This is a genomic window from Sinorhizobium kostiense (assembly GCF_017874595.1).
GTDB classification, from domain to species: domain Bacteria; phylum Pseudomonadota; class Alphaproteobacteria; order Rhizobiales; family Rhizobiaceae; genus Sinorhizobium; species Sinorhizobium kostiense.
This window is the reverse complement of the sequence record NZ_JAGILA010000002.1, coordinates 674,243-698,102: the sequence shown is the minus strand read 5'-3', so window position 1 is coordinate 698,102 and position 23,860 is coordinate 674,243. Positions and strand designations below refer to the sequence as shown.

General features: G+C 62.5%; 20 protein-coding genes. 14 read left to right on the top strand and 6 right to left on the bottom strand.

What is annotated here, in order from left to right; all coding sequences use genetic code 11:
• Positions 1-29 precede the first annotated feature (29 nt).
• A complete protein-coding gene (locus J2Z31_RS09840) occupies positions 30-818 on the bottom strand; it encodes a FadR/GntR family transcriptional regulator (RefSeq protein ID WP_209601712.1) in 789 nt (262 codons plus the stop codon).
• A gap of 202 nt (positions 819-1,020) precedes the next feature.
• Here J2Z31_RS09840 and J2Z31_RS09835 point away from each other — a divergent pair, with 202 nt between their 5' ends.
• The 5 genes from J2Z31_RS09835 to glcF all read left to right on the top strand — a co-directional run bounded on the left by J2Z31_RS09835 (position 1,021) and on the right by glcF (position 6,917).
• The gene (locus tag J2Z31_RS09835; protein ID WP_209601711.1) at positions 1,021-2,295 is read left to right on the top strand and encodes a DUF3422 family protein; all 1,275 of its coding nucleotides are present in this window, start codon (positions 1,021-1,023) and stop codon (positions 2,293-2,295) included.
• A 213-nt stretch (positions 2,296-2,508) separates the two neighbouring features.
• Positions 2,509-3,948 (top strand): FAD-binding oxidoreductase, encoded by a 1,440-nt coding sequence (locus J2Z31_RS09830; RefSeq protein WP_209601710.1) that lies wholly within the window; start codon positions 2,509-2,511, stop codon positions 3,946-3,948.
• Positions 3,945-5,153, top strand: coding sequence for a glycolate oxidase subunit GlcE (glcE, locus tag J2Z31_RS09825; protein ID WP_209601709.1), 1,209 nt, complete (start codon positions 3,945-3,947; stop codon positions 5,151-5,153). The genes J2Z31_RS09830 and glcE overlap by 4 nt, the downstream gene beginning before the upstream one ends.
• A 40-nt stretch (positions 5,154-5,193) precedes the next feature.
• The gene (locus J2Z31_RS09820) at positions 5,194-5,574 is read left to right on the top strand and encodes a DUF4870 family protein (RefSeq protein WP_209601708.1); all 381 of its coding nucleotides are present in this window, start codon (positions 5,194-5,196) and stop codon (positions 5,572-5,574) included.
• 47 nt (positions 5,575-5,621) lie between these two features.
• Positions 5,622-6,917 (top strand): glycolate oxidase subunit GlcF, encoded by a 1,296-nt coding sequence (gene glcF / locus J2Z31_RS09815; protein WP_209601707.1) that lies wholly within the window; start codon positions 5,622-5,624, stop codon positions 6,915-6,917.
• Between the two features lie 157 nt (positions 6,918-7,074).
• On the opposite strand, the gene J2Z31_RS09810 is transcribed toward glcF, so the two are convergent.
• Together J2Z31_RS09810 and J2Z31_RS09805 are read right to left on the bottom strand one after the other, a co-directional pair.
• Complete coding sequence (locus J2Z31_RS09810) at positions 7,075-7,767, bottom strand: L,D-transpeptidase (protein WP_209601706.1); 693 nt, start codon at positions 7,765-7,767, stop codon at positions 7,075-7,077.
• A gap of 183 nt (positions 7,768-7,950) precedes the next feature.
• Positions 7,951-8,700, bottom strand: a complete 750-nt coding sequence (locus J2Z31_RS09805) for a L,D-transpeptidase (protein ID WP_408022028.1) — start codon at positions 8,698-8,700, stop codon at positions 7,951-7,953.
• Positions 8,701-8,905: 205 nt separating this feature from the next.
• On the opposite strand from J2Z31_RS09805, the gene J2Z31_RS09800 reads away from it, so the two are divergent.
• A complete protein-coding gene (locus J2Z31_RS09800; RefSeq protein WP_209601704.1) occupies positions 8,906-9,559 on the top strand; it encodes a DNA-3-methyladenine glycosylase I in 654 nt (217 codons plus the stop codon).
• A gap of 10 nt (positions 9,560-9,569) precedes the next feature.
• On the opposite strand, the gene J2Z31_RS09795 is transcribed toward J2Z31_RS09800, so the two are convergent.
• Positions 9,570-10,154, bottom strand: a complete 585-nt coding sequence (locus J2Z31_RS09795; protein ID WP_234939348.1) for a hypothetical protein — start codon at positions 10,152-10,154, stop codon at positions 9,570-9,572.
• 105 nt (positions 10,155-10,259) lie between these two features.
• Between J2Z31_RS09795 and hisS the strand changes: the two genes are divergently transcribed.
• The 5 genes from hisS (at position 10,260) to J2Z31_RS09770 (ending at position 15,723) form a co-directional block, all read left to right on the top strand.
• Complete coding sequence (gene hisS / locus J2Z31_RS09790; protein ID WP_209601703.1) at positions 10,260-11,774, top strand: histidine--tRNA ligase; 1,515 nt, start codon at positions 10,260-10,262, stop codon at positions 11,772-11,774.
• Positions 11,774-12,916, top strand: a complete 1,143-nt coding sequence (locus tag J2Z31_RS09785; protein WP_209601702.1) for an ATP phosphoribosyltransferase regulatory subunit — start codon at positions 11,774-11,776, stop codon at positions 12,914-12,916. The genes hisS and J2Z31_RS09785 overlap by 1 nt, the downstream gene beginning before the upstream one ends.
• On the top strand, positions 12,913-13,608 hold the full coding sequence (gene hisG, locus J2Z31_RS09780) for an ATP phosphoribosyltransferase (RefSeq protein ID WP_209601701.1): 696 nt from the start codon (positions 12,913-12,915) through the stop codon (positions 13,606-13,608). The genes J2Z31_RS09785 and hisG overlap by 4 nt, the downstream gene beginning before the upstream one ends.
• Positions 13,609-13,716: 108 nt before the next feature.
• Positions 13,717-14,424, top strand: a complete 708-nt coding sequence (locus tag J2Z31_RS09775) for a glutathione binding-like protein (RefSeq protein WP_209601700.1) — start codon at positions 13,717-13,719, stop codon at positions 14,422-14,424.
• Positions 14,425-14,505: 81 nt separating this feature from the next.
• The gene (locus J2Z31_RS09770; RefSeq protein ID WP_209601699.1) at positions 14,506-15,723 is read left to right on the top strand and encodes an NAD(P)/FAD-dependent oxidoreductase; all 1,218 of its coding nucleotides are present in this window, start codon (positions 14,506-14,508) and stop codon (positions 15,721-15,723) included.
• Positions 15,724-16,336: 613 nt separating this feature from the next.
• On the opposite strand, the gene groL is transcribed toward J2Z31_RS09770, so the two are convergent.
• Complete coding sequence (gene groL / locus J2Z31_RS09765) at positions 16,337-17,974, bottom strand: chaperonin GroEL (protein ID WP_209601698.1); 1,638 nt, start codon at positions 17,972-17,974, stop codon at positions 16,337-16,339.
• 80 nt (positions 17,975-18,054) lie between these two features.
• Positions 18,055-18,351: a co-chaperone GroES gene (groES, locus tag J2Z31_RS09760; protein ID WP_012706990.1), complete on the bottom strand. Its 297-nt coding sequence runs from the start codon at positions 18,349-18,351 to the stop codon at positions 18,055-18,057.
• 438 nt (positions 18,352-18,789) lie between these two features.
• Between groES and J2Z31_RS09755 the strand changes: the two genes are divergently transcribed.
• From J2Z31_RS09755 to ileS, 3 genes are all read left to right on the top strand, one after another.
• Positions 18,790-19,638: a TIGR01459 family HAD-type hydrolase gene (locus J2Z31_RS09755; protein WP_209601697.1), complete on the top strand. Its 849-nt coding sequence runs from the start codon at positions 18,790-18,792 to the stop codon at positions 19,636-19,638.
• 12 nt (positions 19,639-19,650) lie between these two features.
• Positions 19,651-20,634, top strand: a complete 984-nt coding sequence (locus tag J2Z31_RS09750) for a bifunctional riboflavin kinase/FAD synthetase (RefSeq protein ID WP_209601696.1) — start codon at positions 19,651-19,653, stop codon at positions 20,632-20,634.
• 259 nt (positions 20,635-20,893) lie between these two features.
• Positions 20,894-23,803, top strand: coding sequence for an isoleucine--tRNA ligase (ileS, locus tag J2Z31_RS09745; RefSeq protein WP_209601695.1), 2,910 nt, complete (start codon positions 20,894-20,896; stop codon positions 23,801-23,803).
• Positions 23,804-23,860 lie beyond the last annotated feature (57 nt).

Here is a 23,860-nt window from a genome sequence, read left to right as displayed (position 1 = left end):
TGGACACGTCATCTAGAAATCTTTGTGCTCTACGCGCCGCGATCCCGTTGCTGCAGGCGCAGCCGGGCGATGCGCGCCCACTCGCCGCTGCGCTCCGCCTCACGCGCCGCGGCGGCGACGAAATCGATGTGGCTTTGGGCTGCTGCCTTGGCGGCCTCTGCATCGCGCGCCATGATCGCGTCATAGATCGCCTCATGCTGCGCCAGCAGCCGATCGCGTGCGCCCGGTGCGCTGAAGACGGTGCTGCGGTGAAAGAAGATGCCCTGGGTCAAGAGACGATAGCAGGCTCTCAACGTGTGCAGCAGGATGATATTGTGGGCGCTCTCGCCGATCGCGTTATGCAACTCGATGTCCGCCTCGAGCTCTTCGTCGAAATTGCCGATGCGGTGCGCCGCTCGCATGCGTCCGAGGACCCGGGTCAGGATATCGCGGTCAAAGTCCGTGGCGCGTGTGGCGGCGAGCTCCGCGGTCAGGCCCTCGAGTTGGCGCCGGTATTCGAGATAGTCCTGCGTCGCCTTGGGGTGGCGTCCGATAAGTTCGATCAGCGGCTTCGAGAAGATCTGTCCGACCACGTCAGCGATGAAGGTGCCGCCACCGTGTCGGCTCTCGAGGAGGCCGCGCGCCTCCAGTTCCTTGAGCGCTTCGCGCAGGATCGGTCGCGACACGTCGAATCGCTTCGACAACTCCCGCTCGCCCGGCAGTCGGTCGCCGTCGCGCAGCACGCCCTCGAGGATCAGAAGCTCGATCTGCTGCACGACCTCGTCAGCGGTGCGGCTATGGCTGATACGAGCATAGAGGTCGGTCTGGTCTTCAGTCACGGCGTGTTCTCCCCGCGCGAAAAACCGCTTTGTCCTCACGCCTTCCGCTCATCGGAAATCTAGCAGCCCACGGCAAGTGGTCAAATTGATTGTCCACTTTGCGGTTTCACAAAGATCAAACTGCGTCAATGCGCCCATTACTTTTTTCTCGACGGGTTGATAAGAAAATGGTGATGAATGCGTGAGGGGGACGAAGCGCTTCATGCCAAAGGGCAGTTTTGCATTTCCGGTTGCACCCTTGCGCGCCCAGGCGCTGGGCGAAGTTCACGCACGTCCTTACGCGCTGGTGACGACGCCACGCGTGATTTTCCAACTTGCCTTCCTCACCGAAGGCGGATCGATCGTCGATCATGCCGTGCTCTCCGAACTGTCGCGTTCCCGTGGCATCGCGCCGCCTGGCCGTGACGCCAGCCACCATGCGATGCCGTGGGGACAAGGCACTCTGCGCTGGGAAAGGCATACGGAATTTTCCACCTATTTCTGGGATGCACCGGCTCCCGAACGCTTCGGCGACGACGTCGCCATCCACCCTTTCGGTGACGGTTTTTCGCCGCCGGGCCTGCTGATTTCCGGCATTCGCCTCGAGATACGCCCCGACACGCCGCAAACGCGAGAGGCGATCGATCTCTTCGATCCGAAGAGCCTCTGCTACAGCGAGACGAAAAATGGCCAAGCGGTGCTCCTGACGGATTTTCGCCAAAACGGCGACGGTCTCACCCAAATTCTCGTCATTGACAGGGGACTGACTGAAGCGGGTACTGGCGCCTTGGTGCAGCGACTGCTCGACATCGAGACCTATCGAACGCTTGCCATGCTCGGCCTGCCGCTGGCACAGTCACTTTCGCCCGAAATCCGTCGCACCGAGGACGCACTGACAGCGATCACGCAGCGGATGAAGGAGAATGTCCGCGAGGAAGCGGACGAGATGCTTTCCGAAATCACCCGTCTCGCCGCCGATCTCGAAGCCGGCGCAGCCCTCAGTCTCTATCGCTTCGGCGCGAGCCGTGCCTATTACGGTATCGTTCAGGAACGCATCCGCACGCTCTCCGAAACGCCCGTGCCCGGCTATGAGACGATTGGGACCTTCCTCGAACGGAGGCTGGCGCCAGCCCTGCGGACCTGCCAATCGGTTGAAGAACGGCAGGCCAATCTTTCGGCCAAGTTGACGCGCGCCACGTCGCTCTTGAGAAGCTGGATCGACGTCGAACTCGAACGGCAAAACAGCGCGCTGCTCAACTCGATGGACCGCCGTGCGAAGCTGCAATTGCGCTTGCAGCAGACAGTTGAGGGCCTCTCCGTTGCCGCGATCTCCTATTACGTCGTTGGGCTGTTCGGCTACCTCGCCAAGCCTCTCAGTCACGAGATTCCGATCGACCCCGGCGTCCTCACCGGCCTTGCCGTCCCCATCGCGGTGGTGGGTGTCTGGATGGTGGTAAGGCGGATTCGCCGCCATCATGAAGAGGCAGCGCACAAGTAGCATCCGCCCGCTTCCATTGCCAATGCACCAGGGCAGGGGCCTTTGAGAGCGGTCCCTGCATGCGCTGTAGGTGATCGACACGAAGTACCCCATTAGCATTTGCCCCGGCCGGCGCTCCAGTGGTAAACAAAAAATACCAGCCCGCGATGGCCGTCAGTACAGCCGTCATTGGCTGCCGATGTCTGCCCTAGGCGAATCTGCTCGGAGGAGTTCATGCCGGAAACGATCGGCTTTCTGAAACCCAGGCAGGCCGTTCTTGACCGCCGAGGGGAGATCATTGCCGACCTCGCCGATCTGTTGCCGGACGGTTGTCTGATCAGCGACGAGCGCGGCTTGAAACCCTTCGAGACGGACGCCTTTCTCGCCTATCGGCGTATGCCGCTGGCAGTGGTCCTGCCGGAGTCGACCGAACAGGTTGCCGCCGTGCTTAGGTATTGCAGCCGTTATGGTATTCCCGTCGTGCCGCGCGGCGCCGGCACGTCCCTTTCCGGCGGCGCCATTCCCCAGGAGGACGCCATCGTCGTCGGCCTCTCGAAAATGTCGCGCATTCTCGACATTGATCTCTTCAACCGCACGGCCACGGTGCAAGCGGGTGTCACCAATCTCAATATTTCCGAAGCGGTGTCTGCGGATGGCTTTTTCTACGCTCCCGATCCGAGTTCGCAGCTCGCCTGCACCATCGGCGGTAATATTGGCATGAATTCCGGCGGCGCCCATTGCCTGAAATACGGCGTGACGACCAATAACCTTCTGGGCGTCAGGATGGTGCTTTTCGACGGCACGGTGATCGAGCTTGGCGGCAAGGCGATCGATGCGCCGGGCTATGATCTTCTCGGCCTCGTCTGCGGTTCGGAGGGCCAGCTCGGCATCGTCACTGAAGCGATCGTCCGGCTGATCGCCAAGCCGGAAGGCGCGCGCCCGGTGCTCTTCGGCTTCGCTTCGTCGGAGGCGGCCGGTTCCTGCGTCGCCGACATCATCGGGGCAGGCATCATTCCGGTTGCGATCGAATTCATGGACAGGCCGGCGATCGAGATCTGCGAAGCCTTTGCCCATGCCGGCTATCCGCTCGACGTGGAGGCCCTTTTGATCGTCGAGGTCGAGGGCTCGGAAGTCGAGATGGAGGCAATGCTTCGAAGCATCATCGAGATCGCTCGGCGTCACGACGTGATGACGATCCGGGAATCGCAATCCGCAATGGAAGCGGCGCTGATCTGGAAAGGCCGGAAATCCGCCTTCGGCGCCACCGGTCGCATTGCCGACTACATCTGCATGGACGGCACCGTGCCGCTGAGCCAGCTCTCCCATGTCCTAAGCCGGACCGGCGAGATCGTCGCGGGCTACGGCCTTCGCGTTGCCAATGTCTTCCACGCCGGCGACGGCAACATGCATCCGCTGATCCTCTACGATATCAACGATCCGGAGGATGCCGCCCGCGCGGAAGCCGCCGGCAACGATATCCTGAAGCTCTGCGTCGAAGCCGGCGGCTGCCTGACCGGCGAACACGGCGTTGGCATCGAGAAGCGCGAGCTGATGCGGCATCAATACAGCCAGGCCGACCTCGACCAGCAGATGGCCGTACGAGCGGCCTTCGATCCACAATGGCTCCTGAACCCGTCGAAAGTGTTTCCGCTCGAAGGACGGCCCGCCGCATGATCGTCCATTTCGAACCGGCAAGCGAGGAGGGGATCGCTTCAGTCGTCCGCTCGGCCGCCGCAGAGCGCGTTACCCTCTCCATTGTCGGTGGCGGTACGCGTTCGGGCCTGGGCAATCCGGTGCGGGCGGACCGAACCCTCTCGACCCGACGCCTCGCCGGCATCGTCACCTACAATCCGGCAGAAATGACGATGAGCGCGCTCGCGGGAACGCCGTTGGCCGAGGTCGAGGCCGCGCTCGATGCGAAGGGCCAGATGCTCTCCTTCGAACCGATGGATCATCGCCCGGTCTTCGGCACCTCGGGCGAGCCGACGATCGGCGGAGTTTTCGCCGCCAACGTCTCCGGGCCGCGCCGTTACGTCGCCGGAGCCGCGCGCGACAGCCTGCTCGGCGTACGGTTCATCAATGGCCGCGGTGAGGTGATCAAGGCCGGCGGCCGGGTTATGAAGAACGTCACCGGGCTGGATCTGGTGAAGCTCCTGGCCGGATCCTATGGCACGCTCGGCATTCTGACGGAGGTCACCTTCAAGGTGCTGCCGATTCCGCCGGCGGCCGCCACCATTGTTGTTTCCGGTCTCAATGATGCGGAGGCTGCGGCAGTCATGGCCGAGGCGATGGCCCAACCGGTGGAGGTGTCGGGCGCGGCGCATCTGCCGGAGAGCGTGGGAGGACGCTTCATCGGCGGCGCGCTGCCAGAGGGGGCGGCAACCGCGCTGAGATTGGAGGGCCTGGCGGCCTCCGTTTCGCTGCGGGCGCAAAAGCTTGCCTCGGCCCTCGCGCGCTTCGGCCCGGTCGCGACGCTCGATCTCGATCAAACGAAGGCGCTCTGGACCGAGATCCGCGACGCAAAACCCTATGCCGACGGCACCATGCGGCCGCTCTGGCGCGTCTCGGTTGCGCCCTCGGCGGGGCACCAGCTCGTTGCCGCGCTTCGTTTGCAGGCCGGGGTGGACGCCTTCTATGATTGGCAGGGCGGCCTCGTCTGGCTGCGCATGGAGGCGGAATGCGAGGCCGAGCTCCTGCGTCGCTACATCCGGGCAGTTGGGGGCGGGCACGCGACGCTTCTGCGCGCCGGAGAGGGGGAACGCACCCGCATACCGGCCTTCGAACCGCAGGCCCCCGCTGTGGCACAATTGGCGGAGCGCCTGCGTGCGTCGTTCGACCCATCGCGGATTTTTAATCCCGGGCGAATGGCGGTTGCGTGAAGCATCGCCACAAACACGCCCAACGGCGAAGGAGACCTCGATGACCGATCCTGGTTCGCAGATGCCGCATTCCCGAGAGACCGATCGCTGGCTGGAACCCGGCAAGGTCAACATCCAGATCGTCTACGTCTCGTATCTGCTCGGCTTTGCCATCGGGATCACGCCGCTGATCGGGCTTGTGCTCGCCTATCTCAATCGTGGAGCCGCCGACGTCTGGGCGAGAACGCATTATGACTGGGCGATCCGCACCTTCTGGATCGCCTTGCTCTTTGTCGTTGTCTCGGCGCTGCTGTCCGTTGTTTTGATTGGTGTGCTCGGCTTCGTTGCCACGGCGGTGTGGATCGTCGTGCGCTGTGTCGTCGGCCTTCAGAAAGCAGCGCGAGAGGAGCCGATCACCAACCCGGAAAGCTGGTGGCTTTAGGCTCAGCCGAATATGATGCGTGCTGAGCCTGGTATTGGAGTATTCGGTTGCAGACGAACTTTTCCCCTGAACAGCTAGCCGATCCGCATGTCGCCGAATCCGAAAAGATCCTGCGCAAGTGCGTCCATTGCGGCTTCTGCACCGCCACCTGTCCCACCTATGTGCTCCTCGGCGACGAGCTCGACAGCCCGCGCGGGCGGATTTATCTCATAAAGGACATGCTGGAAAACGGCCGCTCGGCCGATAAGGAAACCGTCACGCATATCGACCGCTGTCTCTCCTGCCTCTCCTGCGTGTCAACCTGCCCCTCCGGTGTCGACTACATGCATCTCGTCGACCATGCCCGCATCCACATCGAGAAGACCTTTCGGCGGTCGTTCGGCGAACGTCTCGCCCGTTCGGTCATCGCCGCGACATTGCCCTCGCCGAAGCGCTTTCGCCTGGCGCTGAGAGCGGCGGGTCTTGCGCGGCCGCTGTCGGGGCTGCTCAAGCGCGTTCCCTGGCTAAAGACATTCGGCGTCATGCTCGATCTCGCACCGGCCACGCTCCCTTCCGCATCCCACGCTGCAAGGCCCGCGGTGCATGCGGCAAAGGGTATCCGCCGCGGCCGAGTGGCGCTGCTGACGGGTTGCGCCCAGCCGGTGTTGCGCCCGGAGATCAACGAGGCGACGATCCGGCTGCTGACGCGGCACGGAATCGAGGTCGTCGTGGCGGAAGGTGAGGGTTGCTGCGGGGCGCTGGTCCACCATATGGGTCGGGAGGAGCAGGCCCTGGACTCCGCCCGGCGCAATGTCGACGCTTGGCTGAAGACCGCGGAGGAAGACGGTCTTGACGCCATCGTCATCACCGCATCCGGCTGCGGCACGACGATCAAGGACTACGGCCATATGCTGCGGCTCGATCCCGCCTACGCCGAAAAAGCCGCGAAGGTCTCCTCGCTCGCTAAAGACGTGACGGAATATCTTGCGATCTTGGAGTTGCCGGAGCAGGAGGCGCGTGGGCTGACCGTCGCCTATCACTCCGCCTGCTCGATGCAGCACGGCCAGAAGATCGTGAGTGCGCCGAAGCAGCTTCTAAGGCGTGCCGGATTCGCAGTGCGCGAACCGGCGGAAGGCCATCTCTGTTGCGGCTCGGCCGGCACCTATAACATCCTGCAGCCGGAGATTTCGGCAAAACTAAAGGTGCGAAAGGTGAAAAACCTCGAAGCCACCAAGGCGAGCGTGATCGCGACCGGCAATATCGGCTGCATCACGCAGATTGCAACCGGAACCGGCGTCCCGATCGTGCATACCGTCGAGCTGCTGGATTGGGCCTATGGGGGGGAGAAGCCGGCGGAGCTTTGACGGGTGAGAGGTGAGAGACGCGCCCCTCGTTTCGCTGCCGCGTCCTTCTCCCCGTTCTGACGGGGAGAAGCGACGAGGCGCCCGCTCCAGTCCCCGGGAGCGGGGAGAGGGCTAGTCCTCGGGCTAAACCCGAGGAGAGGGGCAATCGCGGTGTCCCTCAGCCGCCGAAGATCGTGCGGAAAATGTCGACGCCGCGGTCGTCGAAGCTGATATCGCCGTGCTTGTTGCCGGGGCCGATTACGATCACCTTGGTTCCGATCGGCGCCCGATCGTAAAGATGCTCGACGTCCTCGTTCATCATTCGGATGCAGCCGGACGACATGTTCTGGCCGATAGTCCAGGGCTGGTTCGTGCCGTGGATGCGGAAAATCGTGTCGCGGCCACCTTTGTAAAGATAAAGCGCCCGGGCGCCGAGCGGGTTGTCGATGCCACCTTCCTGGGTGATCGGCAGGATCCGGCCCTTGGCCGCTTCTCGCGCGCGCATTTCCGCGGGCGGTGTCCAGCTCGGCCACTCGGCCTTCCGGCCCACCTTGACAATGCCGGACCAGCCGAAGCCCTCGCGGCCGACGCCGATGCCGTAGCGCGTCGCGCGGTTCGGGCCGTCGATATAGTAGAGGAACTTGTTGTTGGTATCGACGACGATCGTGCCGGGAGCCTCCTCGGTGCGGAAGCGAACCTTGGTGCGCCAATATTTCTTCGGCGGCTTCTTCTGCTGCGCGACCAGCACGACATCCGAGCGCTTGGCGGCGGGCCTAGCATCTGCGGCGGGCGTGAACGCCGAAGCATTCGCCGCAGCAAGCAGGGCAGCGGCCGCGACGCTGAGCGCAACCAACTTGGCATGAAGTCTCATCTATGATTCCCTCTCAACCCTCGTTCCAGGCAGGCTATGCGTTGTAGTCGCAACTTCAAGCCTGCGATACATGCGATAGACCAGAGGACGCCTCGGCACTTGTATCGCAGGTAACCGCTGTTGCTTTTTGATCACGACCGTAAAGTAAAGACGCATAGTCGCCGGGAGATACTCTACCCGTTGCTATAAAACGACGACCTTGGTGCCGACCTTGACCCTCTCATAGAGATCGACAACGTCCTCGTTGCGCATGCGGATGCAGCCGGAGGAGACGCCGTAGCCGATGGTCCAGGGGGCATTGGTGCCATGGATGCGGTAGAGGGTGGAGCCGAGATACATGGCGCGCGCGCCAAGCGGGTTGTCGGGCCCGCCGTCCATGCGGGCAGGAAGGTAATGGCCCTTGGCCGCCTCACGCGCGATCATCTCCTGCGGCGGCGTCCAACTCGGCCATTCGGCCTTGCGGGTGATTCTGTGTTCGCCGGCCCATTCAAAGCCCGGTTTGCCCACTCCGACGCCGTAGCGTCGGGCTTCGCCGCTTCCTGTAACGAGGTACAGGAAGCGGTTGTTGGTATCGATCACGATCGTGCCGGGCTTTTCCTTGGTCTCATACGCCACCATCTGCGGCAGGAACTGCGGGTCCAGTTTTGTCTTGACCGGCTTTTGCGCGCGCGGGGCGGCAACGGGTTGCACGAGTGCGGGGTTTGGCCGGCGTTTTACCTGACGCCGCTCGAGCGGTTTTCGGGTGGCGGCCGGCGCCTGGGACCGGTAGACGACGGGGCGCACCCTTTCGCCGATCAGTTGCATCACCCAGGGGGCCGTCAGATCCGGGCTGACGATGACCGGCGGACGATTTTGATAGCGGTCCTGCGCGCCGGCGCTGAAGGGGAGCATGCAGAGGAAGGACGTGGCAAGCAAAAGGAATTTCTTCATAATCGGACGGACTCGCTACATAACGCCGTAAATTAAGCCAGGGTTCGGAGCCGGGATGGTCGCATCGGCTCGCCACCGAAAGGTAAACGGCCGCCGTTAAAAGGCCGCTTACGCAAGAAAGCTTTGGGTAGGGTTATTTGCGGCTTTATGAATCTGGTTTGTAAATGGTAAATGGAACAAAAGGGAAACGAGAGCGAGGTCTGGGCTGATGCCGGAAAAAGGTTTGACAGTGGGCGAAGACGGGCTCCTGCGCTGCGCCTGGCACGGCAATCTCGAAGACTATCGCCGCTACCACGACGAGGAGTGGGGCCGGCCCGTGGCGGACGACCGCAGGCTCTTCGAGAAGATCTGCCTCGAAGGCTTCCAATCGGGCCTGTCCTGGTTGACGATCCTGAGGAAGCGCGAAGCGTTCCGCGCCGCCTTTGCCGGTTTCGACTTCGACGCGATTGCCGAATATGGCGGGGCCGAGGTCGAGCGTTGCCTTGCCGATCCCGGCATTGTCCGCCATCGCGGCAAGATCGTATCGACCATCAACAATGCCCGACGGGCGAGGGAGATGCGCGATGAATTCGGATCGCTCGCCGCCTATTTCTGGTCGCAGGAACCTGGCGGAGGAGAGCGTCCAGAGATCGTGGATTACGATGCGCTAAGAGCCAATCCTACGTCGCCGACCTCGGTCAGGATTTCGAAGGATCTGAAAAGACGCGGCTGGACCTTCGTCGGGCCGACGACCGTCTATGCTTTCATGCAGGCAATGGGGCTCGTCAATGACCACCTCGAGGGCTGCTTCTGCCGAGCCGGTATAGAAGAGATGCGGCAGCGATTCGTCCGGCCAACGGCGGGACTAGGCGCAACGTCTTGATCGTGGGGCTTCACGCCCAAAGCGTGGGTATCGCGAAAATGCCCTGCAAGATGCCGTTGCGGCCTCCATCGCTGAGGGTGGATTTGCCGATGCAGAAAACTTGCGCGGAACGCGCCCCTGACTTGGAAACGACCGCTGAAAAGCAAAAGGACGAGGAGGTTGTGGTCGCCTTTTCCAGAATATTCAGGATCGTTGCACGATTGTCTTTGTCATAGGCTCGCACGAGATCCACGATGCCGCAAGGATTGTCCCGCAGGCCGAGGAGAGAGGAGATTTCCGGGCCGAGCACGAAGGTCCCGCTGCCGATGTCGCAGTGCCAGGCTTCGGTCGGGTAACCGGCTCTATTCGCATACCGGGTCCAGGCCTCGTGGGAACCCGGGGTCAATGGCCTTATGGCTCCCGCGCCCGGCGCCATGAGTCTCAGCATATCGCCCCTCCGTCGTTTCCCTGGTATAACCCTCACTGAAATACAACTTGGTTGAAAGATCTTTCTTTCCGTGCATTTTCCTTCGCTTAACTTATAGGCGAGTGGGCAAAGAAATACAATCTCGCTCCCCTGTGCCTGCGAATGAAACAGGGCGACGGCGACCTCCATAAGCATGCCCACGCGATAGCCTTTATCGGCAGCCGCCCTTGCCGCCCTTGACATGATCCTTTAGGGAAGGCACCGACCTAGCTTTGAGTAGCCGGAACACCTTCCATGAACGACAAAACCAAGAAAACGCAGAAGCTCAAGGCGCGGCTGCCGCGCGGCTTCGTCGACCGCTCGGCCGCGGATATCCGCGCCGTCGACGAAATGATCGCGAAGATCCGCGAGGTCTATGAGCGCTACGGCTTCGACCCCGTGGAAACGCCGCTGTTCGAATATACCGAGGCGCTTGGCAAGTTCCTTCCCGACAGCGATCGTCCGAACGAGGGCGTCTTCTCGCTGACAGACGACGACGAGCAATGGATGAGCCTTCGCTACGATCTTACGGCGCCGCTCGCCCGTCACGTGGCGGAGAATTTCAACGAAATCCAGCTTCCCTACCGCACCTATCGCGCCGGCTACGTATTTCGCAACGAGAAGCCGGGACCGGGCCGTTTCCGCCAGTTCATGCAGTTCGATGCCGACACGGTCGGTGCCGCCGGCGTTCAGGCCGATGCCGAGATGTGCATGATGATGGCCGACACGATGGAAGCGCTTGGCATTAAGCGCGGCGGCTACGTGATCCGCGTCAACAACCGAAAGGTGCTCGACGGCGTGCTCGAGGCGATCGGCCTTAACGGCGAGGGACATTCGAACAGGCGGCTGACCGTGCTCCGCGCCATCGACAAGCTCGACAAGTTCGGGCCCGAGGGCGTGCGGCTGCTGCTCGGCGAGGGGCGCAAGGACGAAAGCGGCGACTTCACCACGGGCGCTGGCCTCGATGAACAGCAGATCGGCAAGATCCTGTTCTTCGTCGGCATCACCGATTACGCCAAGAGCGCCGATGAACTGGCCGAGCTGGTTGCCGGCACTGCGAAAGGCAGAGAGGGCGTCGAGGAGCTCAACACCATCCGCAGTCTCGTGCTCAGCGCCGGTTACGAGGCGGATCGCATCAAGATCGACCCGTCGGTGGTGCGCGGCCTTGAATATTACACCGGCCCGGTCTTTGAAGCGGAACTGCAATTTGCCGTCACCAACGAGAAGGGCGAGGAAGTCGTCTTCGGCTCCGTCGGCGGCGGCGGCCGCTACGATGGGCTCGTATCCCGATTCATGGGCCAGCCGGTGCCGGCGACAGGCTTCTCGATCGGCGTGTCGCGCCTGATGACGGCGCTCAAGAATCTCGGCAAGCTCGGGGTCGAGGAGGTGATCGCGCCGGTCGTCGTCTGCGTGATGGATCGCGACCTCGAAAGCATGGGCCGCTACCAACGCTTCGTGCAGGAACTGCGCCATGCCGGCATCCGCGCCGAAATGTACCAGGGAAACAAGAAGCATTTTGGCGACCAGCTCAAATATGCCGACCGTCGCGGCTCGCCGATTGCGATCATCCAGGGCGGCGACGAGCGCGCCTCCGGCACCTTGCAGATAAAGGACCTGATCGAGGGTAAGCGCCTCTCGGGCGAAATCGAAGACAACGTCGCATGGCGCGAGGCGCGCGTCGCCCAGATCTCCGTCCCGGAAAGCGAACTCGTGGCAAAAGTCCGGGAAATCCTCGCGGAACAGGCCGAGGATCGGAAAAGGGCAGGCTGATGCCGCTGATCAATCTCCCCGCCTTTGCCGGTGAGTTGCTTGCCGATTTCGAGCGGTTGAAGACGCTGCGAGTCGACACGCCGGTAATCCAGCCGGCCGAGCCCTTCCTGGATATGGCAGGAGAGGACCTGCGCCGGCGCATTTTCCTGACCGAAAGCGAAACCGGCGAGAGCCTTTGCCTGCGCCCGGAATTCACCATTCCGGTTTGTCTCAGGCATATCGAGACAGCGACCGGCACGCCGCAGCGCTATGCCTATCTCGGCGAAGTCTTCCGTCAGCGTCGCGACGGCTCGAACGAGTTCTATCAGGCGGGCATCGAGGACCTCGGTGATCTCGACACGGCCGGCGCTGACGCGCGGGCGATCGGTGACGCGATGCTGGTTTTGAGCAACCGGTTACCTGGCCGGCGGCTGAGGGTAACGGTCGGCGACCAATCGGTGTTCGAGGCGGTGATTGCCGCCTGCGGCCTGCCAGCCGGCTGGCAGAAGCGGCTTATCCATGCTTTCGGCGACCAGGAGCATTTACAGAGGCTGCTGGCGAAACTCGCCGATCCAAAATCTCCCGGCGTTTTCGGCCCTGAGGTCGAGCGGCTTGCGAGTATGGGCATCCTGGATAACGAGGAGCGGCTCGTCGCCGAGATCGCCGGGACCATGGAAGCGACAGGCTATTCCACCAATGCCAGTCGTTCGCCCGGGGATATTGCCCGCCGGCTCAAGGAGAAGATGGAGCTTGCGACGACACGGCTCGACAAGGCAGCGCTTGCCATCATGCGCGAATTCCTGGCGCTCGACCTGCCGCTCGGTGAATCAGCGGCCGCCCTTCACCAGTTCGCCGATAAATCAGGGCTGAAGATCGACGGCGCGCTTGCGCTTTTCGATGCGCGGGTGGCGGCGCTGGCACGGGTCGGTGCCGATGCCGGCCTCATACGTTATCGTGCGGCCTTCGGCCGACCGCTCGATTATTATACGGGCCTCGTCTTCGAGATCGGGCTTGAGGGAGCACCGGCGGTTCTCGCCGGTGGCGGACGCTTCGACCGTCTGCTGACGCTGCTCGGCGCCCGCGAGCATATTCCGGCGGTTGGTTTCTCTCTTTGGCTCGACCGGATCGAACGGGCCGTGGCTGCCGCAGGGGGCGCGAAATGACCATTACCATTGCGCTGCCCTCCAAGGGGCGGATGAAGGACGATGCCTCGGCCATTTTCGAGCGCGCCGGCATGAAAATCGTCGCGGTCGGCAACGACCGCTCCTATCGCGGCCGGATCGAGGGTTGGGACGACGTCGAGGTCGCCTTCCTTTCGGCATCCGAAATTTCCCGCGAGGTCGGGTGCGGTGCCGTCGATTTCGGCGTGACCGGCGAAGACCTCGTGCGCGAAGGTCTGGCCGACGCCGATGGGCGCGTGGAGTTCGCGGCGCGGCTCGGCTTCGGCCATGCGGAGGTCGTCGTTGCCGTGCCGGAGATCTGGTACGACGTCGATACGATGGCCGATCTCGGAGACGTTGCCGCCGACTTCCGCGCCCGTCATGGCCGTCGCCTGGCGATTGCCACCAAGTACTGGCGGCTGACGCAGCAATTCTTCTCCGGCAGTCACGGTATCCAGCTCTACCGCATCGTCGAAAGTCTGGGCGCGACCGAAGGCGCGCCCGCCTCCGGCTCGGCTGACATCGTCGTCGACATCACCTCGACAGGCTCCACCTTGCGGGCGAACCATCTGAAGATCCTCTCCGATGGGGTGATTCTGCGCTCCGAGGCCTGCCTCGTCAGAGCTCGAAAGACGGCCCACGAAGGCAATCCCACGATCAATCGCATCATCGCTGCCGTGCGTGCGGCCATCTAAGGCGGCGGTTCCACCTCGAATAGTCGCGCCGCCCTGACAAATGCAATCAGCGCTCCTATGTAGGGACGGTAGCATCAACCTCCCAAGATCAACTCGAGGCAACCTTTTATGGCTGATCTTTCCTCTTTCCCGATCACGAGCCGCTGGCCGGCAAAGAACCCCGACATTATCCAACTCTACTCGCTGCCGACCCCCAACGGCGTGAAAATCTCGATCGCGCTCGAAGAGCTTGGACTGCCCTACGAGGCACACCGCATCGCCTTCGACAGCAACGAGCAGAAGTCCCCCGAATTCGTTTCACTCAATCCGAACGGCCGCATCCCGGCGATCATCGATCCGAATGGACCGGACGGCAAGCCGATAGGCCTCTTCGAATCCGGCGCGATCCTCGTCTATCTCGCGGAGAAGACCGGCAAGCTCATTCCCTCGGACGCGTCTGGCCGCTACGAGACGCTGTGCTGGGTAATGTTCCAGATGGGCGGCATCGGGCCGATGTTCGGCCAGTTCGGTCATTTCTTCAAGTGGGCGCCCGAGAAAGTCGCCAACAACCCCTATCCGGTCGAGCGCTACCGCGACGAGTCGAAGCGTCTCCTCGGCGTCCTCGAGGCTCGGCTCGAAGGTCGGCAATGGCTGATGGGCGATGAATACACGATCGCCGACATCGCGACTTTTCCCTGGATCGAGGGCGCGCGCAAATTTTATGGGGGCGCCGAGGTGCTCGACTACAAGAGTTTCCCGAGCGTCATGGCGTGGGTAGAGCGCGGTTTGGCGCGCCCGGCCGCGCAAAGGGGCCTGGAAATTCCGAAAAAGGAGTAGAAGCGCGGCTCCGGCCGGATTGACGATACTCCGGCCGGACGGGTACCGGTTAGCGGAATAGAATCGAAACAGGTGGAGACGGTGTCGGGAAGGCTTGTTGTCATCGGTGGCGGTCAGGCCGCCTTCGCCCTGGTCGCCAAACTGCGGGCTCTCAATGATCAGCGTCCGATCACCGTCATCGCCGCCGAGGCGAGCCTGCCCTATCAGCGCCCGCCGCTCTCCAAGAAGTATCTGTTGGGCGAATTGACCCTGGACCGGCTGCTTTATCGGCCGGAGACCTGGTATGCTGAGCATCAGGTCGACATCCGCCTGTCGACGACCGTGACCCGCGTCGATCGGGTTGCAAGAGAGGTCACGCTCAGCGACGGATCGAAGCTCGGCTACGAGACGCTGGCATTCGCGACGGGGGCGACGCCGCGCCGGCTGCCGGCCTCGATCGGCGGCGATCTCGCAGGTGTCTACGTGGTGCGCGATTACCGGGACGCGGATCAGCTTGCCGAGGAAATGAAACCGGGACGGCGGGTGCTGGTGGTCGGCGGTGGATATATCGGCCTCGAGGCGGCCGCAGTTGCTCGCAGCCTGGGGCTGGAGGTGACGGTCATTGAGATGGCCGACCGCATCCTGCAGCGCGTTGCCTCCGCCGCCACCTCGGCGATCGTGCGTGACATCCACCGCTCGCATGGGGTCGATATTCGCGAGCGCATGGGGCTCCACCGTCTGATTGGTGACAACGGCCGCGTTTCGGCGGCCGAGCTTGCGGATGGTTCGGTTGTTCCGGTGGACGTGGTCATCGTCGGCATCGGCGTGACGGCGAACGACGCACTCGCCCATGGTGCGGGTCTCGAAACCGCGAACGGCATCATCGTCGACCGCTATGGCAGGACCTCCGACCCGGCGACTTTCGCCATGGGCGATTGCGCGGTGCTCCCGTGGCAGGACATGCGCATCCGTCTCGAGTCGGTCCAGAACGCCGTGGATCAGGCGGAGGCGGTCGCCGCCATAATCGCGGGCGGGACCAATCCTTACGATCCGCACCCCTGGTTCTGGTCGGACCAGTACGACGTCAAGCTACAGATCGCCGGTTTCGGCCTCGGCCATGACGAGACACTCGTCCGCCCAGGCCAGCGCGAGGGCAGCGTCTCGGTCTGGTATTTCCGCGAGGGCAAGCTGATCGCCGTCGATGCGATCAACGACGCTAAGGCCTATGTCACGGGAAAGAAGCTGCTGGAAGCGGGGAAGACGCCGGATCGCAAGGTTTTGGCAGACCCGCAGAGCGATCTGAAAGCTTTGCTGGGATAAAGGGTATCACCTGAGCGGGCGCCGCGAGTCTCCTTCGCCCTGCTTGCGGGGAGAAGGTGGCCGGCAGGCCGGATGAGGGGTGCATCGGTTAGCTAGAGCAGTGGCTCACGTTCCATCTTCACAACAAGAAGGGCGGCTCTCGAGCCGCCCTTCTGATCCGGATTGATCGTGCTAAGGCTTTCGCCTTATCACATCATGTCCATGCCGCCCGTTCAGCGCGCCTGACGCGCTGAACTGCTTTTAACTGCATGGGCGAAGCTTTATGGACCCTGCTGTGCTAAGGCTTTCGCCTTATCACATCACGTCCATGCCGCCCGTTCAGCGCGCCTGACGCGCTGAACTGCTTTTAACTGCATGGGCGAAGCTTTATGGACCCTGCTGTGCTAAGGCTTTCGCCTTATCACATCACGTCCATGCCGCCCGTTCAGCGCGCTTGACGCGCTGAACTGCTTTTAACTGCATGGGCGAAGCTTTATGGACCCTGCTGTGCTAAGGCTTTCGCCTTATCACATCATGTCCATGCCGCCCGTTCAGCGCGCTTGACGCGCTGAACTGTTTTTTAATTGCATGGGCGAAGCTTTATGGGCCCTGCTGTGCTAAGGCTTTCGCCTTATCACATCATGTCCATGCCGCCCATGCCGCCCATGCCGCCCGGCATTGCCGGAGCGTCCTTCTTCGGCAGCTCGGCGATCATGGCTTCGGTGGTGATGAGCAGTGAGGCAACCGAGGCTGCGTCCTGCAGGGCGGTGCGAACGACCTTGACCGGGTCGATGATGCCCATGGCGATCATGTCGCCGTATTCACCGGTCTGAGCGTTGTAGCCGAAATCGTCGGTGTTCTTCTCGAGGATCTTGCCGACAACGATCGAGGCTTCATCGCCAGCGTTTTCAACGATCTGGCGGGCCGGAGCCTGGAGAGCGCGGCGAACGATGTTGACGCCGGCTTCCTGGTCGTCGTTTTCACCCTTGACGGTGATCTTCACGGAAGAGCGCAGCAGGGCAACGCCGCCGCCCGGTACGATGCCTTCCTGGACGGCAGCGCGCGTGGCGTTGAGAGCATCGTCGATGCGGTCCTTCTTTTCCTTCACTTCGACTTCCGTCGCACCGCCGACGCGGATGACGGCAACGCCGCCGGCGAGCTTCGCAAGACGCTCCTGCAGCTTTTCACGGTCGTAGTCGGAGGTGGTTTCCTCGATCTGGGCCTTGATCTGGGCGACGCGGCCTTCGATGTCGGCCTTCTGGCCGGCTCCGTCGACGATCGTCGTGTTTTCCTTGGAGATCGAGACCTTCTTGGCGCGGCCGAGCATGTCGAGCGTGACGTTTTCGAGCTTGATGCCGAGGTCTTCGGAGATGACCGTGCCGCCCGTCAGGATGGCGATGTCTTCGAGCATGGCCTTGCGGCGGTCGCCGAAGCCCGGAGCCTTGACGGCAGCAATCTTCAGGCCGCCGCGCAGCTTGTTGACGACGAGCGTTGCGAGGGCTTCGCCTTCGACGTCCTCAGCGATGATGAGAAGCGGCTTGCCGGTCTGGACGACCGCTTCGAGAACCGGGAGCATCGCCTGCAGGTTCGAGAGCTTCTTCTCGTGCAGGAGAACGAAAGCGTCTTCGAGGTCGGCGACCATCTTTTCCGGGTTGGTGACGAAGTACGGCGACAGGTAGCCGCGGTCGAACTGCATGCCTTCGACGACTTCGAGTTCGGTCTCGGCGGTCTTGGCTTCTTCAACCGTGATGACGCCTTCGTTGCCGACCTTCTGCATCGCTTCTGCGATGTCGAGGCCGATCTGCTTTTCACCGTTTGCGGAAATCGTGCCGACCTGGGCGACTTCGTCCGAGGTGTTGATCTTCTTGGCCTTGGCGAGCAGGTCCTTGACGACTTCGGCGACGGCGAGGTCGATGCCGCGCTTCAGGTCCATCGGGTTCATGCCGGCAGCAACGGCCTTTGCGCCTTCGCGAACGATCGCCTGGGCGAGAACGGTTGCGGTCGTCGTGCCATCGCCGGCAATGTCGTTGGTCTTCGAAGCGACTTCGCGGACCATCTGGGCGCCCATATTCTCGAACTTGTCTTCGAGTTCGATTTCCTTGGCGACCGAAACGCCGTCCTTGGTGATGCGCGGGGCGCCGAAGGACTTGTCGATAACGACGTTACGACCCTTCGGGCCGAGCGTTACCTTGACTGCATCGGCGAGGATGTCGACGCCGCGCAGCATCTTTTCGCGCGCAGTACGGCCGAACTTGACTTCTTTAGCTGCCATTTTTCAAAGCTCCTGGTATCGAAATTCCGGACCCAAGTCCGGTTTCAAATTACGGAAGTTTTTGGGGGGTTGCCGGCTGATCAGCCGATGATGCCCATGATGTCGGCTTCCTTCATGATCAGAAGGTCTTCGCCGTTGATCTTGACTTCGGTGCCGGACCACTTGCCGAAGAGGACGCGGTCGCCAGCCTTGACGTCGAGCGGAACAACCTTGCCGCTTTCATCACGAGCGCCCGAACCGACAGCCACGATTTCGCCTTCTTGCGGCTTTTCCTTGGCGGTGTCCGGAATGATGATCCCGCCCTTGGTCTTTTCCTCAGACTCGACGCGGCGGACGACAACGCGGTCGTGCAGCGGACGGAAGTTGGTGCTTGCCATTGTCTAATCCCTCGATCAAATGACATTGCGGATCATTGAGAGATCCGGTGGATGGTATTAGCACTCACATCAAGCGAGTGCTAGCGTCGCCGAGATAAGACCGGCTACCGGGCAAGTCAAGGATTGGCCGCGAGATTTTTTGCCGATCGGTACCAAGTCGGAGAGCGTTGACACGAAGGGCGCCGTTCAATGCCCGACGAGACGCCACGCTGGGATTTCGCGTTCAAAGCAACCAACGGACCTCGTACCATGGGGTGCTTCCTGCGGGCATGGTCCAGACACACGCGATTTCGCCGCTGTTGGCTGGCTGCTCAGTCTCCTTTAGATGTGCCGAGTCCGGCAAATCCGTGGGAAGCGCGGCGATTTTCTGTGCATGAGACTTGTATTCTCGCCCCTTCCTTGCGATGTCAGCCGAAAGCTGAGTTTGCGGGAGGCCAGATGGCCGTCAGGATCAACAGTTTTCGGGAAATCGCCAACCGTTATGACGTGGTGCTCTGCGACGTCTGGGGCGTGCTCCACAATGGCGTCCAGGCCTTCGTGTCCGCAGGCGAGGCGCTTGCGGAGGCGCGTGCGCAAGGGCTGACCGTGGTCCTCATCACCAATGCTCCCCGCCCGCACCCGGGCGTCAAGGTTCAACTCCGCGGCCTTGGTGTTCCCGACGAGGCCTACGACCGTATCGTCACTTCCGGCGACGTGACGCGGGCATTGATCGCCGCGGCCGAGAAGCGGGTTTTCTTCATCGGCGCCGATCGTGACCTGCCGCTGCTCGAAGGGCTTGGCACCGAGATCGTCTCGTCGGAAGATGCCGAAACAATCGTCTGCGCCGGCTTCTATGACGACGAGACCGAAACGCCCGAGCACTATCGGGCAACGCTCACCGCCCTTGCCAAGCGAAACGTACTGTTCATCTGTGCCAATCCCGACCTCGTTGTGGAGCGTGGGCATCGCCTGATCCCCTGTGCCGGTGCCATCGCCAAGTTGTATGAAGAGCTCGGCGGAGAGGCGAGAATTGCCGGCAAGCCCTACAGGGCGATCTATCGGGCCGCCCTTTCGGAGGCGAAGGCGGTCAGGGGGGCGTTCGATCTTGCCCGCGTGATCGCCATCGGCGACGGCATGCCGACCGACGTCAAGGGCGCGCAGGACGCCGGCCTTGATCTGCTCTATATCAGCGCCGGCATCCACGCGCAGGAATACATGCACGAGAGCCGCACCGACGAGGCGAAGCTCGCCGCCTTCCTGAAGAGGGAAGGGGCGGCGCCGAAGTGGTGGATGCCGCGGCTCGGCTGACGGGAAGACGAAATGACGGTCTTTCATCGAAACGAAACCCGTGATCCACTTCCGGAGCATCTCCGTGGCGGCGTGGTGGCCATCGGCAATTTCGACGGCGTCCATCGCGGCCATCGGTCCGTGCTCGATCGCGCCCTCGGCGAGGCGAGAAACCGGGGCGTGCCGGCGCTGGTGTTGACCTTCGAGCCGCATCCGCGCACCGTCTTCCGCCCCGACAAGCCGGTCTTCCGACTGACCCCGGCGCCGCTGAAGGCCCGCATTCTCGAGGGTATGGGCTTCGGCGCCGTCATCGAATATCCCTTCGACCGGACCTTCTCCGAGCTTTCGGCTTCCGATTTCATTCATCGCATCCTGCGCGAATGGCTGCACGCCTCCCATGTCGTCACCGGCTTCGATTTCCATTTCGGCAAGGGCCGCGAAGGCGGTCCGGCCTTCCTGATGGCCGCCGGCGAGCGGGAGGGCTTCGGCGTGACGCTGATGGATGCTTTCCGCGACGAGAACGCCGAGGTCATCTCCTCGAGCGCCATCCGTTCGCTCCTTGCCGAAGGCGACGTCGTGCACGCGGCAGGACTCCTCGGTTACCGCTACACGGTCGAAGCCAAGGTGATCGGCGGCAAGAAACTCGGGCGCGATCTCGGCTATCCGACCGCGAATATGCGCCTGCCGCCGGAAGTCGAGCTCAGGAGCGGCATCTATGCCGTGCGGTTCCGCCGGGCGGACGGAACGCTCCATGACGGTGTCGCAAGCTTCGGCCGCCGGCCGACTGTCGACAGCGACGGCGAGGCCCTGCTCGAGACCTTCGTCTTCGACTTCTCCGACGAGCTCTATGGCGAGGTCTGCGGTGTCTCGTTTTTCGGCCGACTTCGCGACGAGCTCAAATTTGATGGCCTTGATCTGCTGATAGCGCAGATGAGAGTCGACGAGGGCGAAGCCCGCGCGCTGCTTGCCGGTGTCCAGCCGCTGAGCGAGATCGATCGCAAGCTGAATTTTGCTTGATGGCGTGCCAAAGAAATCCGTAGGCTGACTCCGGCGGACCTTTTCAAAAGGCGGAAAACACCTTAAAGAACCGGCCACTATGACCCGGCACCGTCGATTGATCGTTGATCAGCGAATTATTGGCCCGGCTTTCCGCGCGCGCTAGGCCGCGCCGGGAGGTCCGGGTTTTCGGCGTTTCGCGCCCTTAAGCATCCCCAAGAGACCGACATTCTTCCGCATGCGTGACGATCCCCGCGCGGAAAAGGCGAATGCAAAGAAGATGACAGAGACCGCTGAAAAGATCGATTATTCCTCCACGCTCTACCTGCCGCAGACGGAGTTTCCGATGCGCGCCGGCTTGCCGCAGAAAGAGCCGGAAATCGTTGCCCGCTGGCAGAAGATGGAGCTTTACAAGAAGCTCCGCGCCTCCGCCGCCGGCCGCGAGAAGTTCGTGCTGCATGACGGCCCGCCCTATGCCAACGGCAACATCCATATCGGCCATGCGCTGAACAAGATCTTGAAGGACGTCATCAACCGCTCGTTCCAGATGCGCGGCTTCGATGCCAACTACGTGCCCGGCTGGGACTGCCACGGCCTGCCGATCGAATGGAAGATCGAAGAAAAGTACCGCGAGAAGGGTAGGAACAAGGATGAGGTTCCGGTCAACGAGTTCCGTAAGGAATGCCGCGATTTCGCCAGCGGCTGGATCCAGGTTCAGACGGAGGAGTTCAAGCGTCTCGGCATCGAGGGTGATTTCGCGAATCCCTACACGACGATGAACTTCCATGCGGAAGCCCGCATCGCCGGCGAATTGATGAAGATCGCCAAGGCCGGCCAGCTCTATCGCGGCTCGAAGCCGGTCATGTGGTCCGTCGTGGAGCGGACGGCGCTTGCAGAGGCCGAAGTCGAATATGCCGATGTCGAAAGCGACATGATCTGGGTGAAGTTCCCGATCGCCGAGGGCCCGGATGCGCTCGCCGGCGCATTCGTCGTCATTTGGACGACGACGCCCTGGACGATACCCGGCAACCGCGCCATCGCCTACTCATCGCGCTATGCCTACGGTCTCTATGAGGTCGCAACCGCCGAGAACGATTACGGTCCGCAGCCGGGCGAGAAGCTGGTCTTCGCCAAGCGTCTGGCGGAAGAATCGGCTGCCAAGGCGAAGGTCACTTTCAATTTCGTCCGCGACATCGAAGCCGGCGAATTGGCGGCCGTTATCTGCGCCCACCCTTTGCATGGCCTCGGCGGCGGTTATGCCTTCAAGGTGCCGCTCCTCGATGGCGAGCACGTTACCGACGATGCAGGCACCGGTTTCGTGCACACGGCACCGGGCCACGGTCGTGAGGACTTTGAGGCCTGGATGGATAGCGCCCGGGCACTCGAAGCGCGTGGCATCTCCTCGGCGATCCCCTTCACGGTCGACGATGCCGGCTATTTCACAGCCGATGCGCCCGGCTTCGGCCCCGATGCCGAAGGCGGCGCCGGCCGCGTCATCGACGACAAGGGCAAGAAGGGCGATGCCAATGACCGCGTCATCAAGGCGCTGATCGCGCGCCATGCGCTCTTCGCGCGCGGCCGATTGAAGCATTCATATCCGCATTCCTGGCGTTCGAAGAAACCCGTCATCTTCCGCAACACGCCGCAATGGTTTGTCTACATGGACAAGGACTTCGGCGATGGCACGACGCTGCGCTCGCGCGCGCTCTCGGCGATCGACGAAACCCGCTTCGTGCCGGGTGCCGGGCAGAATCGCCTGCGCGCAATGATCGAGCAGCGCCCGGACTGGGTCTTGTCGCGCCAGCGAGCCTGGGGCGTGCCGATCGCGATCTTCGCCGACGATGACGGCAAAATCCTCGTCGACGATGAAGTCAATGCCCGTATTCTCGATGCCTTCGAGAAGGAAGGGGCTGACGCCTGGTTCGCCGAGGGCGCCAAGGAACGATTCCTTGGTGACGCCCACGACCATGGCCGCTGGCACCAGATCATGGACATCCTCGACGTCTGGTTCGATTCCGGTTCGACCCACACCTTCACGCTCGAAGACCGGGCGGACCTGAAATGGCCGGCCGACGTCTATCTCGAGGGCTCCGACCAGCACCGCGGCTGGTTCCATTCCTCGCTGCTCGAGAGCTGCGCGACCCATGGCCGCGCCCCATACAAGGCCGTCATCACCCATGGCTTCACCATGGATGAGAAGGGCGAGAAGATGTCGAAGTCGAAGGGCAACACCGTCACCCCGCAGGAGGTGATGAAGGATGCAGGCGCCGACATCCTCCGCCTCTGGGTCATGACCACGGACTACTGGGAGGACCAGCGCCTCGGCAAGACCATCATCCAGACCAACATCGACGCCTATCGCAAGCTGCGCAACACGATCCGCTGGATGCTCGGCACGCTCGCGCACGACAAGGGCGAGATGGTCGCGCTTGCCGATATGCCGGAACTCGAACAACTGATGCTGCACCGCCTGGCCGAGCTCGATCGTCTCGTGCGCGAGAGCTACGACGCCTTCGATTTCAAACGCATCGCCCGCTCGCTCATCGATTTCTCGAACGTCGAACTTTCTGCGTTCTATTTCGATATCCGCAAGGATGCGCTCTACTGCGATGCACCTTCGTCGCTCCGCAGGCGGGCGGCGCTCCAGGTCATCCGCACTCAGTTCGATTGCCTGGTGACCTGGCTAGCCCCGATGCTGCCCTTCACGATGGAGGAGGCCTGGCTGTCGCGCAACCCGGACGCCGCCTCGGTGCATCTCGAGCAGTTCCCGGCGGTGCCGGCGGAATGGCGCAACGATGCGCTCGCCGAGAAGTGGCGGAAGATCCGCGAGGTGCGCAAGGTCGTCACTGGTGCCTTGGAGATCGAGCGCAAGGACAAGCGCATCGGTTCTTCGCTCGAAGCGGCGCCGGTTGTGCATGTCGCCGACCCCGAGCTTCGCAGGGCTCTCGATGGGCAGGACTTTGCCGAGATTTGCATCACTTCGGCAATCCGCATCGACGGATCCGAAGGGCCGGATGGCGCCTTCACGCTGTCGGAGGTCCCCACGGTCAGCGTCGTGCCACAGCTCGCCGAGGGCCGCAAATGCGCCCGCTCCTGGCGCATCACGTCGGATGTCGGGTCCGACCCGCTCTATCCCGACGTGTCCGCCCGGGACGCTCAGGCACTGAGGGAGCTCGGTTTCAAAGCGTAACCGATGTTTACCGGATGAATTGCGCTTGAGCCGTTCATCCGGTACAACCTGCCCGAA